General features: G+C 40.1%; 12 protein-coding genes. 6 read left to right on the top strand and 6 right to left on the bottom strand.

Features of this window, described 5'->3' with window-relative positions; translation table 11 throughout:
- Positions 1-24: 24 nt before the first annotated feature.
- Genes relA through cysM form a run of 4 tightly spaced genes read right to left on the bottom strand, consistent with a single transcriptional unit; the run spans position 25 to position 5,526 of the window.
- The gene (relA, locus tag MKX14_RS11740) at positions 25-2,331 is read right to left on the bottom strand and encodes a RelA/SpoT family protein (protein ID WP_002117181.1); all 2,307 of its coding nucleotides are present in this window, start codon (positions 2,329-2,331) and stop codon (positions 25-27) included.
- Positions 2,332-2,361: 30 nt separating this feature from the next.
- Positions 2,362-3,753 (bottom strand): 23S rRNA (uracil(1939)-C(5))-methyltransferase RlmD, encoded by a 1,392-nt coding sequence (rlmD, locus tag MKX14_RS11735; RefSeq protein ID WP_068565064.1) that lies wholly within the window; start codon positions 3,751-3,753, stop codon positions 2,362-2,364.
- Between the two features lie 9 nt (positions 3,754-3,762).
- Entirely contained in the window at positions 3,763-4,581 is an 819-nt protein-coding gene (locus tag MKX14_RS11730; RefSeq protein ID WP_005066255.1) for a 3'-5' exonuclease, read from the bottom strand.
- 12 nt (positions 4,582-4,593) lie between these two features.
- Positions 4,594-5,526, bottom strand: coding sequence for a cysteine synthase CysM (cysM, locus tag MKX14_RS11725; RefSeq protein WP_002117176.1), 933 nt, complete (start codon positions 5,524-5,526; stop codon positions 4,594-4,596).
- A gap of 172 nt (positions 5,527-5,698) precedes the next feature.
- Here cysM and MKX14_RS11720 point away from each other — a divergent pair, with 172 nt between their 5' ends.
- The 6 genes from MKX14_RS11720 to MKX14_RS11695 all read left to right on the top strand — a co-directional run bounded on the left by MKX14_RS11720 (position 5,699) and on the right by MKX14_RS11695 (position 12,598).
- A complete protein-coding gene (locus MKX14_RS11720; RefSeq protein ID WP_108009568.1) occupies positions 5,699-8,506 on the top strand; it encodes a GacS-like sensor histidine kinase in 2,808 nt (935 codons plus the stop codon).
- A gap of 93 nt (positions 8,507-8,599) precedes the next feature.
- Positions 8,600-9,388 (top strand): crotonase/enoyl-CoA hydratase family protein, encoded by a 789-nt coding sequence (locus MKX14_RS11715; RefSeq protein ID WP_108009566.1) that lies wholly within the window; start codon positions 8,600-8,602, stop codon positions 9,386-9,388.
- A gap of 12 nt (positions 9,389-9,400) precedes the next feature.
- Positions 9,401-10,267 (top strand): NAD(P)-dependent oxidoreductase, encoded by an 867-nt coding sequence (gene glxR, locus MKX14_RS11710; RefSeq protein ID WP_240282495.1) that lies wholly within the window; start codon positions 9,401-9,403, stop codon positions 10,265-10,267.
- Positions 10,268-10,283: 16 nt separating this feature from the next.
- Positions 10,284-11,078, top strand: a complete 795-nt coding sequence (hyi, locus tag MKX14_RS11705) for a hydroxypyruvate isomerase family protein (protein WP_108009562.1) — start codon at positions 10,284-10,286, stop codon at positions 11,076-11,078.
- 81 nt (positions 11,079-11,159) lie between these two features.
- Positions 11,160-11,561 (top strand): ribosome silencing factor, encoded by a 402-nt coding sequence (gene rsfS, locus MKX14_RS11700; protein WP_001047580.1) that lies wholly within the window; start codon positions 11,160-11,162, stop codon positions 11,559-11,561.
- Positions 11,562-11,776: 215 nt separating this feature from the next.
- Positions 11,777-12,598 (top strand): SDR family NAD(P)-dependent oxidoreductase, encoded by an 822-nt coding sequence (locus tag MKX14_RS11695; protein WP_240282494.1) that lies wholly within the window; start codon positions 11,777-11,779, stop codon positions 12,596-12,598.
- Between the two features lie 56 nt (positions 12,599-12,654).
- Here the strand turns inward: MKX14_RS11695 and pntB are convergent, their stop codons facing one another.
- Together pntB and MKX14_RS11685 are read right to left on the bottom strand one after the other, a co-directional pair.
- Positions 12,655-14,109: an NAD(P)(+) transhydrogenase (Re/Si-specific) subunit beta gene (gene pntB, locus MKX14_RS11690; RefSeq protein WP_240282493.1), complete on the bottom strand. Its 1,455-nt coding sequence runs from the start codon at positions 14,107-14,109 to the stop codon at positions 12,655-12,657.
- 12 nt (positions 14,110-14,121) lie between these two features.
- Positions 14,122-14,436, bottom strand: coding sequence for a proton-translocating transhydrogenase family protein (locus tag MKX14_RS11685; RefSeq protein WP_000230434.1), 315 nt, complete (start codon positions 14,434-14,436; stop codon positions 14,122-14,124).
- Positions 14,437-14,444: the final 8 nt, after the last annotated feature.

The following is a 14,444-nucleotide window of genomic DNA, read 5'->3' as shown; positions in this document are numbered from 1 at the left end:
TTGACAGCCTTTTTATTTAATTTATTAAACACCTTGAATCATGCGTCGTGCACTAATGATTCCAGGTTGCTGCTCTAGGCGAGCCAATAAACGTGAAAGCTGCGCTAAACCTTTAACCTCAATGAGCAACTTCATATTAGCAATACCATCTGCCTCAGAAATTGTATTGACCTGACGAATATTGATTTGGTCAGAGAAAATCACTTGAGTTAAGTCTTTAAGCAGACCACGACGATCATAAGCTTCCACCACAATCTGAACGCTTTGACCACGTGTTGGCTGCATTTCCCAATCAGCTTCAACAGCACGCTCTGGCTCTTGCTTAATCATACGCTGATAGTCAGAACAAATGACTTTATGGATGCTGACACCACGGTTCAAAGTAATATATCCAGCGATTGATTCACCATGCACCGGCTGACAGCACTGAGCAATGTGCAGCTCTACATTATCTAAACCATCAATTAAAATGCCATGTGCTGATAGCGTATGGCTGGCACGTGGATTTAATGTTGGTTTAAGTACTAGTTCAGGCTCATCCTGATCTAGATGCATTTGGCGGTTCACCTGATTAATCAGAGCATGTAAGCTAATATCGCCACTGACCAAATTCACCAAAATGTCGTCGCCGGTCTTCACATTAAAATGTGATGAATAATCGTTTAGGTCGATACTTTTTGGGTGAATCGCAAGACGAGCCAACTCTTTATTAAGCAGTTCACGGCCTACTTCAAGATTCTTACTACGGTCTTGCTGTCTAAACCAATGACGCAACTTGTCACGTGCACGAGAGGTTTTGATATAACCCAAAGAGTTCACCAACCAGTCACGGTTTGGTTCACGATCTTTTTTAGTTAAAATTTCAACCTGTTCACCCGTTTTTAAAGTATAGGTAAGTGGCACATAACGCTGGTTGACCCGCGCTGCATAACACTTATTCCCTACTTCTGTATGCACATGATAGGCAAAATCTAAAACTGTTGAGCCACGCGGCAATTCTTTAATATCACCATCACGACTGAAAACATAAATCTTCTCAAAGCCTTCAAAGTCTTGTAACTGTTCAAAGCCTTCTGTTTCATCTTCATTTTGGTGTACCGTCGTTTCATTACGTTCTTGATAGTGTTCTAAAACTGCACGCAATGAATGCAAACGATGGTTAAAGGAATGGTCAGTATTCTTTGACCCTTCTTTATAGTTAAAGTGTGAACATACGCCTAACTCTGCTTCATCATGCATCTCATGAGTACGAATTTGCACTTCAAGAGATTTATTTTCAGCAATTACAGCCGTATGCAAAGAACGATAACCATTGGCTTTCGGATTGGTAATATAGTCATCAAACTGATGCGGAATATGGCGCCAGATTTGATGTACGATACCTAAAGAGTGGTAACACTCTGGCACACTATTGACCAACACACGCAAAGCACGAATGTCATAAAGTTGGTCGAAGCTCAGGTTTTTGCTCTTCATTTTTCGATAAATCGAATAAATGTGTTTTGCACGCCCTGTAATTTCGGCTTCAATGCCGTAAGACGCTAACTCATTTTTCAAACGGTCAATGACGAACTGAATATAATGCTCACGCTCTAAACGCTTTTCATTGAGTAATGAAGCAATCTCTTTATAACGATCTGGTGCCAAATAGCGAAATGCAAGATCTTCAAGTTCCCATTTAAGCTGAGCAATACCGAGTCGATGTGCCAACGGCGAATAAATAGTTAAAATTTCACGCGCTACACGTTCCTGACGTTCACGAGAGGAATTTGCAAGCTCTCGCAAAGAATAAGTACGTTCAGCAAGTTTAATTAAAACAACACGAACATCTTCGGTCACCGAAATCAGCATTTTATAAATGCCGCTTAGATGTTCTCGTTGATTATTATTAAAGTGATCTTCTAACCGTTTATTTTTCTCAATAAGTTCTGAGAGTTTACCCATTGCCAAAGTACCTTTGACAAGGTTGTAAACCTGCTCCCCGAATTTCTGTTTTACTTCTTCTATATCGGTAATGCCTTCACGCACACTACGATAAAGCATTGCTGCTGATAAAGTATCTTCATCTACATGGAGATGTGCCAGAATGTCGGCCATTCCAACGCCTGTAGCAAAAGTATTGGAACGATGATTAACCGTTGAATCTAACTCTTTTTGCAGGGTTAAATGAGCGACTTTTTCAAGTTGTTCAAGCTCCGCCCCATCTAATATTTCACGCACCCGATCCAACCATGAGGCTAAACCGATTTGCGTTTCGGCGGCATGCTCTACAGTCGTTTCCTCTGACAACTCGGTTAGTTGTTCAGGTAACTGTTCACGTACTGTGACCATACCATTCTCCTCAATATGTAACTCATGTTTTTAATCGTTTATCTCTTGAATTTTTTCAAATAGTGCAATGGATTCAACATGTTCGGTATGCGTAAACATGTCCATCACTGCTGCTTTTTTTAACTGGTAACCATATTGGACCAAAACACCCGCATCCCTTGCCAGTGTAGCTGGATTACATGATACATAAACGATTCTTTTTGCTCCAAAATTTGATACATACTGCATAATTTCATATGCACCAGCACGAGGAGGATCAATCAATAATGCATCAAATCCTTGATTTGCCCAAGAATGATGCGAAAAATCTTTTGTTAAATCTTGTGAAAAGAAGGTTGCTTGCACCAAACTATTGCATTTCGCATTAGCTGTTGCTCGCTGCACCATTTCTTCACTCCCTTCAACACCGACAACCTGACCACTCTCACCAACACATCGTGCTAACGGGAGTGAGAAATTGCCCAAACCGCAAAATAGATCAAGTACCTTTTCACCTGGTTGCAACTGAAGCAATTCACATGCCAATTGAACCATCTGTTCATTTACTGTGGCATTGACCTGAGTAAAATCCAATGGCGAAAAAGCAAAATTTACATTAAACCTTTCTAAGGCATAGTGTAAACGTAAAGCACCTTGTTCATCATCAATACGATGAATGCTTTCAGGACCTTTAGGTTGCAAATACAACTGCCACCCTTTGTGTAACGCAAATTGCTTTAATTGGTTGACATCAGAATTGTTTAATTTTTCTACATGACGAACCAATAAAGAAATTTCATTATCACCTTTTGCTAATTCTACATGACCAATGTGCGCTTTGCCTTTTAGACTTTGGAGTAAAGTGCGTAACTCAGGCAGACTATTTGATAAGTTTTTATCCAAAACACTACAGCTATGGATCGAAGTTAAACGATTACTATGATGTTCGCGAAAGCCCATGATTAAGCGATCTGGTTTTGGCAAATAGCGCACGCCTATTCGAGCACGACGACGATAATCGCTTTGTAAAGATCGAATCGGTTCTAGCCACTGTTCAGGTTGAATACCTGCAAAATGCTGTAAATGTGACTGGAGTACATTTTGTTTTAAACGGATTTGTTCATCAGGATGAATATGCTGCATGCTACATCCACCACAGATACCATAATGAGGACAAATTGCCTCTATACGATGTGCTGAAGGTTCTCCTAACAACTGCAACATTTCAGCTTCTTCAAGACGCTTCGCTTGATGGGTAATCCGAGCTTTTACAGTTTCTCCTGGCAATGCATAACGAATAAAAACTTTTTTGCCATGCTTATCTGCAGGGTGCTCAGGATGAGAACCATAATGCGCAATTCCACGCCCCTCATGAGAAAGTGTTTCAACCTGAAAAATATATTCAGGTTGTTGGAGGTTGCGAGATTTGGCTTGTTGTTTCAAAGAATGAACCTAAAAATCTGAAGAATTAAAATAGTGAGAAGTAAATTCAGTATGTTTCGAAGTACGTTCCCATACTTCAAGGAAGTCGGCCTGCTGTGGCATAGTTTGTAAATATTCAATACTTGAACTGATCCAGTGGTTATGTTCATCTGCATTCAATTGACCTTTTAGTACCAACCAACGCAAATAAATAAACCATGTATTGAGCACATCGCCTTCACAATAGCTCGTCAATTTTAACCACTGTTGATTACGAACATATTCAGGCACATGATAACCCGATTCGCCACGCTTACCCGGCAAACCTAAAATACAGGCAATATCATCAAGCTTTTGAAAATTACGACCATTAAACATTGCCATCACGTCCATTAAATCTATATGGCGATGGTGATAACGGTTTTGGTAATTATTAAAACGCTTTTGGCTATCAATCTCACCTTGATCAAACAGACCAGGTGCAGAGAGCCCATGATACATAGCGCGAAATAGGATAACTGGTAAATCAAATTGTGAACCATTCCAACTTACTAGAGTCGGATGGCGCTTATCAAAAATAGATAGAAATTTCTGCAAAATTTCTGCTTCAGAATATTGTTCTCGACTAAAAGAAAATAATCGAAAACCAGACTCATCGATCCATAAGCCAGAAATACACACAATTTCATGTAAAGGCAAACGCTGAAAATCCATACCAGATTCTTGGCGACGGATTTTCGTCAATGCTTGCTCTACATCGGCCTCAGGTAAATCAAGATGATATAAATGCGCACCCGCTTTTAAATCAGTTAAAGTTTCAATATCAAAAACTAAGGTAGGGAAACGCATTATTTCTCTCAATTATGAGTTATCGTCCTGTACTGAAAACAGACCTGTAGACAAGTAGCGATCGCCACGGTCACAGATAATGCAAACAATAACAGCATCTGGATTTTCTTCTGCAATTTTGATTGATGCCCAAACTGCACCGCCTGAAGATGTACCAGCACTAACACCTTCCATACGTGCTAATTTACGCATAGTTTTTTCAGCTTCAATTTGTGGAATATCAATAATACGATCCACACGGCTACTATCGAAAATAGTAGGTAAATATTCTTTTGGCCAACGGCGAATACCAGCGATACTTGAGCCATCAGCAGGTTGTAAACCAACAATTTGAATATCTGGGTTTTGTTCTTTTAAATATTTAGAAACACCCATAATAGTACCGGTTGTGCCCATTGAGCTTACAAAATGGGTAATTTTCCCACCTGTTTGCTTCCAGATTTCAGGACCAGTCGTTAGATAATGAGCTTCAACATTATCAGGATTACCAAACTGATTTAAAACGTGACCTTTGCCTTCTTTTTCCATTTGCAAGGCTAAATCACGTGCACCTTCCATACCTTGCTGCGGTGTTACTTCAATCAGCTCTGCGCCATAAGCCAGCATCGCATCTTTACGCTCTTGGCTCATATTGTTCGGCATAATAAGTTTCATTTTATAGCCGCGCATTGCCGCAACCATAGCCAACGCAATACCTGTATTACCGCTAGTTGCTTCAATTAATGTATCACCCGGTTTAATTTGACCACGTTTTTCTGCCTGCATAATCATGTTATATGCAGGACGGTCTTTTACAGAACCTGCCGGATTATTACCTTCCAATTTTGCTAAAACTATCGCTTGCGTATGAGAAGCTAATCGCTGCAAACGAACTAGAGGCGTCTTACCTACATAGTGATCTAACAAAAATTCGTCGGCTAAAAAATCAGGTTGTGTATTACTCATGATCAACACCTATATCGAGGTGGGCCTATTGTATGAAAAAATGCTCGGTACTGCACCCATTTCAATATGCTTTTTCATGAAAGCGATTAAAGCTCGGTCATTTATAAAATGCCGTCTGTTTTAAAATAAAGCGTGATAAGATGCCGTACAGAGAGATAAATCTGATGTAGCCATGTCTAATTTCAATAAAACCTTATCGAAACGCTTACGTCTGAATCATGCATATGGGCAATTAATTGCTCTGATTTTTGTGCCTATTATGATTTTAACGTGTGTTGGTGCTTTTCTGGTTTTAACTGAAACCTCACATTCAGTAAAACAACAACAGCTACATCATGCCTCTGCAATTTTAGCTCGCTACAATCAAATCGCGATCGATTTATATAAGCTGGTTGAACTAGAACCCGATGAATATGATCACGCTCAGCACATCATGCAAAGCATGTTTAGTGAAAAAAATCTAAAACGTGCTGCTTTAATTGATAGTAATGGTCAAACTTATTTAAGTATCGGTTATCGTGACAATCGGTACTGGCCAAACTTCAAACAAAACAATAATTTTTTTGGGCCAATCTCTTATAACCACAACAATATTTATGGACAACGGATTAGCGACACACCTGGAAAAGCACCTGTTTGGCTTGTTATTGAAATGGATAATCAGCCATTAGAACTGGCTCGTTACCGTATTCTAATCGCCCTCGTCATTACTGGCTTAATGACCTTACTGTTACTTTTACTTTGCTTGAATTTTTATTCGCGTCGCTGGATTGCGCCGATGTACGAAATTCGCATGCAGTTGCAACGTTTAAATGCAGACACGTTGGACCAGCATATGGTCATTAACAGTACGGGTGAATTGCGCTTATTACAGCGTGATATTGCAAACGTTGTTAAACGATTGCACTTTAGCTTTTTAGAGTTAAAAGAACACACCGAACAAACCGAAGAAGACTTACGCAGAACGTTAGATACCTTAGAGGTTCAAAACATTACCTATCGTCAAGCACGTGACCAAGCGATTTCATCAAACCAAGCCAAATCGGTTTTCCTTGCCAATATTAGTCATGAACTTCGAACGCCTTTAAACAGTATTGATGGCTTTATTCATTTATTACTTCGTCAACAAAATCTAAATAACGAACAAAATCTTTACCTGCAAACTATTCGTAAATCATCTGCCCATTTATTAGCATTAATTAATGATGTATTAGATTTCTCAAAAATTGATGCCGGTAAGTTAGAGCTTGAAACAGCACCGTTTGATTTAGAAGAAGCTGTCTTTGATGTCATGGATATGCTGTCTCCACTGGCTGCCCAAAAGCATATTGCCATGGCGTTTTATTATGCAGACAACATTCCACAACAAGTGATTGGTGATGCTTTACGCTTCAAACAAATTCTGACCAATTTGATTTCAAATGCGATTAAGTTCACTCCAGACGGTGAAATTATTGTTCGTGTTCGTATGGAACATGATGATATCGGACAATGCCTACTTCATTTTAGTGTTCAAGACAGTGGTATTGGTTTAAGCGGCACAGATCGTAAAAAATTATTTGAATCATTCTCGCAAGGTGATGCATCTGTTACACGCCAATTTGGCGGTACAGGTTTAGGTTTAGCTATTTCTAAACAGCTTGTCCATCTGATGCATGGCCAAATTGGCTTTGAGGACAATCAGGAACGTGCTCCAACAGAAAAAGGCTCAACCTTCTGGTTTACAGCACAATTTGTAGTAGATGAAGATTACGAGATTGAACACCCGCACTTTGAACATTTACAAGTGGTTTCTTATCTTGCCCACCCTGCTACAGCAAGTGTTTTACGTTATTACCTTGAGAACTATCATGTTCCTCATATCGAGACACAATCGATTCTGGACTTATTTAGTCGTTTAAAACATCTTGATCAAAAAGACAATACATGGCTCATTGTTGACCACAGCGGCGATACTGAAGCGTTATTAAAAGAAATCCGTAGTCGTTATCAAGGCAATTTGGCAGTCTATGGCTATCAAATGACACTTGAGCCAAATATGCTCAATGAATATCGTGCTCGCCCTTTATATCAACCATTAAGTCGAAGCGGACTCATTCAATTATTAAATGATCAGCCTATTTTTGAAGAGGAGCAACAAGATTTTAATGGTCAAGGTTTACACATTCTGGCAGTCGATGACCACCTACCTAACTTAATTGTTTTAGAAGCCTTGCTAGGTGAACTCAACGTTAGAACAACTAAAGCTCTCAGCGGTCAAGAAGCGCTGAACCTGATCCAAGAGCGAATTGACCAGAAGCTTAAACCATTTGATTTGGTATTTATGGATATTCAAATGCCTGTTATGTCAGGTATTGATACAACTCGCGCTATTCGCTCATTAGAGTCGACTTTAGATGGTGAAATGCAGCTTCCAATTATTGCATTAACAGCGCATGCCCTTGCTGATGAAAAGCAAAAACTCCTTAAAGTCGGCATGAATGACTATGTCACCAAGCCAATTCAAATGGAACAAATTATCCAGATCTTAACGCAATGGACTAAAAACAACTTTACAGCAAAAGCTCCAGATAAAGACCATCATGTCGTTGCAGAAGCATTAGACCCAGAAATTCTAAACTGGCAACAAAGTTTGCAGCTTGCAGCAAATAAAGAAGACTTAGCGCAAGATCTACTTAAAATGTTAGTTGATAGTTTTCCAACTGAGCTTGATGAAATGCAGCAGCTCATTGAGCTTGAAGACTTCCCTCAACTTGAGCATGTTTTACATCGCCTCTATGGTGCTACTCGCTATGTCGGGACTCCAAAACTACAACAAGTGACCGGTGACTTTGAGCAATTTATTTCAACACTACGCAAAGAACGCCGTATAGCCGATGAAGGCTTTATTGAAGAGGTTATGAGACGCTTTGATGAGTTAGGCCTTGTTGTTAAAGAAGTAGAAAGTGCAGCCCACCAAATCTTGGTGATTCCTGACTAGCATATCTACCAAATGGTATGACTGAGCTGTCATGTTTCCAAATTACAGCCATGTTATGCTCCGCTTATCGATAAAAAAATAAGCGGGAATTTCATGGCACTTTTACGTATTGAAAAGAATAATGGCATTGCAACAGTCTATCTAAACCGTCCTGATAAACGTAATGCCATGAGTTTTGCCCTTCTCAAAGAACTCGTTTCAACAGCAAAAGCCATTAAAAAAGATAGAGATATCCGCTGTGTGATTTTGACAGGTGAAGCACAAGTTTTTAGTGCCGGAATTGATTTATCTGACCTGAATAATCCAAAAAATTCTGCCTTTGCCATTTGGGAGCTTGTGAAACCCGGACAAAGCTTATTCCAAAAAGCATTCCTGATTTGGCAAAATTTACCTGTACCTGTGATTGCAGCTCTTGAAGGATATTGTTTTGGTGCCGGAATGCAACTTGCCTTAGCAGCTGATATTCGCATTTCTCATCCAGACACTAAAATGTCGATTATGGAAAGCCGTTGGGGCTTAGTTCCAGATATGGGACTTACTCGCTCCTTGAAGGGACTAATTGGCGTTGATCTTGCAAAAGAACTTACCTTAACAGCCCGTGTTTTTGATGGAGATTATGCAAAAGAAATTGGTCTTGTCACTCATTTAAGCAACTCTCCATTAGAAAAAGCCAATGAAATTGCCACTGAAATGTTACAACGCTCACCTGATGCGCTCACTGCGGCAAAACGTGTACTTGATGCGATGGAGCACCAACCAGAAAAATCATTGCGTCTAGAAAAAATCTGGCAACTTAAATTATTACTTGGTAAAAATAGCAAACTTGCTCGTAAAAAAGACAAACATCCGGAAGTTAATTTTTTACCACGCCAATATAAATAAAGAGCTCAGATTATGAATTTTGATCGCAACACCCCTATTGCTTTTTTAGGTATAGGGTTGATGGGAAGCCGTATGGCAACCCGTCTTATTCAGGCTGGTTTTCAAGTTGCAGTTTGGAATCGAACCTTTTCTGCATGTGAAGAACTGATTGATATCGGCGCACAGCCTTTAGATCTTATAAATATTGGCGAATATCCTGTTATTTTGACCTGTCTAGCAGATGACAAAGCTGTACAAACTGTATTTGAACAAATTCAGCCTAATTTAAAAGCTAAACAGGTAATTGTTGATTTCTCGAGCTTATCTGTTGCTGCAACAAAAACGCTTGCTCAAACTGCTGCCGCGCATGATGTTACATGGATTGATTCACCCGTATCAGGTGGAACCGCTGGTGCCGAACAAGGCACACTTGTTATTTTTGCAGGTGGTAATGCTCAAACCATTACAGAATTAACGCCTATTTATAATGTTTTATCTCAACGTGTAACACGAATGGGAGATACAGGAACTGGCCAAGCCACTAAAATTTGTAATCAATTGATTGTGGCAGCAAATAGTGCTCTTATTGCGGAAGCTGTTGCTCTTGCAGATCGAGCGGGTGTAGACACCACATTACTCGCTCCAGCTCTAGCTGGTGGATTTGCCGACTCAAAGCCATTTCAAATACTTGCACCACGCATGGCAACTCATACATTCGAGCCTGTTCAGTGGAAAGTTCAAACATTATCCAAAGATCTTAACAACGCGGTAACATTGGCTAACAATGTTAATTTAGATATCCCTGTTGCACAAAAAGCTCTATTACAGCTACAAACTCACCAAAAAAATGGCTTTGCTGAGAAAGATTTAGCTACTATGATTCAAGTAGTAGAGCAATAATAAACGGAGTTTGAGTATGGGCCGTCTCGCAATCAATTTATCCATGATTTTTACCGAAGTTCCTTTAATTGAACGCTTCGCATTAGCCCATGCAGAGGGTTTTGAACATGTAGAAATCCAATTCCCATACGAACTTACCATTTCCGAGATTCAAGACCAACTTAAACGTTACAACCTCAATCTCTGTCTAATAAATGTGCCTGCAGGTGATCTTATGCAAGGCGGAAACGGTTTAGCAGGCATTCCCGGCCAAGAAACAGCTTTCCATGAGGCATTAGAATTGGCTATTAGCTATGCCACGGCTTTAAACGTTCCTCGTGTTAATATTTTGGCGGGTAAGCAACCACTAGATGCTGACTTACTTCCTTGTTTAAAAACACTAGCAGCCAATTTAAAACTTGCCTGCAACTTACTCAGTGAACATGGTATAGAACCCGTTTTTGAAATGATTAATGGCACGGATATGCCTCGCTTTTTGGTGCAGAACATTGCGCAGGGCCAAGAAATGCTCGAAGCGGTCAACCACCCTGCTCTGAAAATGCAATATGACTGCTATCACATGGCCATGATGGGGGAAGATGTACTTGAGGGTTTGCAAGAGAATATTAACTTAATTGGACATATTCAATTTGCAGACTGTCCGGGCCGCCATGAGCCTGATACAGCTCAAATTCCTTATGAACAAATTTTTTCTTGGTTAAAGCAAAGTTCATATCAGAACTATATTGCAGCGGAATATAAACCTGAAAATGGTTCAAATCAGTCGTTTACATGGAAGAAAAAATACTTTTCTGATGATGTAAATATATAAACTGTTACGACTTCTGTTTGAAATTTAGTGCGAAAACCACTATATTAGATAGTGAGTAATTGTCAGGAAAATATACCCTATATGAATTTAGAACCATCGCCCAGCGTGTCTAATTCTCACGATTTCGCAATGAACACCTCAAATAAAGACGTACAAGCTTGTCTCAAAGTCGTCCATGACGCTTTAGTTGATGTAAAAGCAAAAGATATTCTCCAGTTAGATGTTAGCTCAATTAGCAATGTCGCTGATGCTATTGTAATTGCAAGTGGTACTTCTACTCGCCATGTCAAAGCACTTGCTGACAATGTTGCAGAAGAAGCTCGAAAAGCCGGTTTCCGCCCGATTGGCGTTGAAGGTGAACGAGATGCAGAATGGATCTTAATTGATCTCGGCTTTGTTGTAGTACACGTAATGCTACCAACAGCTCGTAAATTCTATGATTTAGAAAGCTTATGGCGTACCGCTCCAGAGTCGGTTGCTTAAAATTTTGCTTTTAAAAAAAGCGGCTCTTTTGAGCCGCTTTTTTTATTTACTAAACAAAGATTTTAACCATTTTCAAATATCCCATCATCTTTCCAGCCCCCACAAATACCAATCATCACTTACAACCAAATTTGACATGACAAATTGTCAGATTTGCAGCACTATATATTTTCTGAAAGTTCTCACCAATAAATAGCATAACCGGAGTACAGAAAGTGAAGATATTAATTACAGGCGCCAATACGGGCATTGGCCTTGCTACAGCAGAACAACTCGTTAAACAAGGACAACATGTGATTTTGGCATGTCGAAATCCTCAGAAAGCGCAAGAGGCACAAAACAAACTAAGCTCACTTAACCAAGGACAAGTCGATGTCGTTTCTCTCGACTTAAATAGTCTTGAATTAACCAGAAAAGCTGCCGATGAAATTGCAGATAAATATGGCAACCTTGATGTACTTATTAATAATGCAGGTTTATTTGCCAAAACCAAACAGTTGACCAGTGAAGGCTTTGAGCAACAATTTGGGGTTAATTATTTAGGCCATTTTTTATTAACTCAAAAATTACTTCCAGTTTTAAAACAATCTCCTAAAGCGCGCATTATCCATCTTGCATCTATTGCCCACTGGGTGGGTTCAATTAAACCCAATAAATTTCGCGCAGAAGGCTTTTACAATCCCCTGTTCTATTACGGACAATCAAAGCTTGCAAATTTATTATTCAGCAATGCATTAGCAGAACAGTTAGCTGGAAGTTCAATTACCAATAATGCATTACACCCGGGTGGTGTTGCTTCTGATATTTATCGCGACCTACCAAAACCCATCTATGCGGCGATGAAATTAGGTTTAGTCCCAACCTCAGTTCCAGCAAAGCTCATTACAGAAATGGCAACTTCTGAAGCATGGCAAAACCGCAATGGCGAATATGTCAGCGCCCACATGCCAGACTGGAAATCATCACATGCTAAAAATCAGCAACTGGCACGTGACCTGTATCAACAATCTATGGATCTTGTAGAAAAATTTCTTTAAAAAATCAGCCCACATAAAAAAACCACCCGAAGGTGGTTTTTTTATTTCAAAGCAAATTAGTGGCCTGTACCGTTAATTGCTTTTGTCATATCTTCAACAACTTTCTTAGCATCACCAAAGATCATCATTGTTTTTTCGTTATAGAACAAGTCATTGTCTAGACCAGCATAACCAGTTGCCATAGAACGCTTAATCACCATGATTGTACGCGCTTTATGAGCCTCAAGAATCGGCATACCATAAATCGGTGAGCTTGGATCATCTTTCGCAGCTGGGTTTACAACGTCGTTTGCACCAATTACAAGTACTACGTCAGTTGCAGGGAAATCTGAGTTGATCTCATCCATTTCCAAAATGTCTTCATATGCTACGTCTGCTTCAGCAAGTAGTACGTTCATATGACCAGGCATACGACCCGCAACCGGATGGATTGCAAAACGAACGCGAACACCCTGTTCTTTCAAAAGTTCACACAACTCTTTTACCGCATTTTGAGCACGACCTTGCGCCATACCATAACCCGGTACAATCACAACGCTATCCGCATTTGACATTAAGAAGCCAGCATCATCAGCAGAACCTGAACGGTAGTTACGTTGAACTTGTTCACCTTTATCTGCAGTTGCAACTGCTGCACCACCCATTGCCCCACCAAACAATACATTGATGATCGAACGGTTCATTGCTTTACACATGATGTACGACAGAATCGCACCAGATGAACCTACAAGCGAACCAGCAACGATCAACATGTTGTTTTCAAGAGTAAAACCAATACCTGCCGCTGCCCAACCAGAGAATGAGTTAAGAAGCGATACCACTACAGGCATATCACCGCCACCCACTGGTGCAATCCAAACCCAACCAAATGCAAGTGCAAGTGCTGTCATTGCCCAGAAAGCAGTCATGTTGCCAGTTGTAAAGAAGTAGAAACCACAAGCCAACATCGCAACAAAGATAAGTGCTTGAACAGGTTTAACCCATGCACCAGAAATTGTTTTAGCCCATTTTTTCGCAGCCAATTTACCATACGCAAACACAGATGCAGTAAAGGTAATCGCACCAACGAAACAACCAACAAACAATTCAAATAAGTGAACCTTACTCATGTGTGCATGCTGCACGCCAGCTGCTGTTAAAGCCGCCTCATTTTGAGCAAATAGTTCAGTAAGTTGGTTGTTATGTAAAATTGCAGCAATCGCAATTAAAACAGCAGCCAAACCCACTAATGAGTGCATAAGCGCAACAGTTTCCGGCATTTGCGTCATTGGCACTGTACGTGCACGCGCAATACCCACGATTGCACCTAACACCATTGCCCCAACGATCATCCAAATAACTGGGTTATTCGCAACAAAGAAGGTTGTTACAACTGCAATCGCCATCGCGATCATACCGTAACGGTTACCTTGAATTGCTGTTTTAGGACCAGATAAGCCACGAAGCGTCAAGATAAAGAGGATTGCGCCAACAAGGTACAACCAGTTTGCATTTGCTTGAATAAATTCCATGTCAAAGCCCTCTTATTTCTTTTGCTTAGGCTTAAACATTTCCAGCATGCGTGCAGTTACTGCAAAGCCACCGAAAATATTAATGCTTGCCAAAAATACTGCAATCGCACCGAGTACGCTCACCACATTCACACTTTGAAATGCAACGTTAGCATCTACACCTAAAACTGGCAGACCTACAGTTTGCAACATCGCACCTACCACAATAATAGATGACAACGCATTGGTTACCGCCATAAGTGGTGTATGCAAAGCTGGCGTAACACCCCAAACCACGTAATAACCTACGAAGATGGCAAGGACGAAAATTGTAATAGTTTCAACCATGAGAAATC

It is taken from the genome of Acinetobacter pittii, assembly GCF_022449185.1.
Taxonomy (GTDB): domain Bacteria; phylum Pseudomonadota; class Gammaproteobacteria; order Pseudomonadales; family Moraxellaceae; genus Acinetobacter; species Acinetobacter pittii_I.
This window is presented reverse-complemented; position numbering and strand designations above follow the sequence as displayed.

Bases quoted from the DNA above. Each gene is read 5' to 3' on its own strand.
- MKX14_RS11685 (WP_000230434.1), bottom strand. From the start codon at position 14,436: ATGGTTGAAACTATTACAATTTTCGTCCTTGCCATCTTCGTAGGTTAT.
- MKX14_RS11720 (WP_108009568.1), top strand. From the start codon at position 5,699: ATGTCTAATTTCAATAAAACCTTATCGAAACGCTTACGTCTGAATCAT.
- MKX14_RS11715 (WP_108009566.1), top strand. From the start codon at position 8,600: ATGGCACTTTTACGTATTGAAAAGAATAATGGCATTGCAACAGTCTAT.
- MKX14_RS11730 (WP_005066255.1), bottom strand. From the start codon at position 4,581: ATGCGTTTCCCTACCTTAGTTTTTGATATTGAAACTTTAACTGATTTA.
- glxR (WP_240282495.1), top strand. From the start codon at position 9,401: ATGAATTTTGATCGCAACACCCCTATTGCTTTTTTAGGTATAGGGTTG.
- pntB (WP_240282493.1), bottom strand. From the start codon at position 14,109: ATGGAATTTATTCAAGCAAATGCAAACTGGTTGTACCTTGTTGGCGCA.
- relA (WP_002117181.1), bottom strand. From the start codon at position 2,331: ATGGTCACAGTACGTGAACAGTTACCTGAACAACTAACCGAGTTGTCA.
- cysM (WP_002117176.1), bottom strand. From the start codon at position 5,526: ATGAGTAATACACAACCTGATTTTTTAGCCGACGAATTTTTGTTAGAT.
- hyi (WP_108009562.1), top strand. From the start codon at position 10,284: ATGGGCCGTCTCGCAATCAATTTATCCATGATTTTTACCGAAGTTCCT.
- rsfS (WP_001047580.1), top strand. From the start codon at position 11,160: ATGAATTTAGAACCATCGCCCAGCGTGTCTAATTCTCACGATTTCGCA.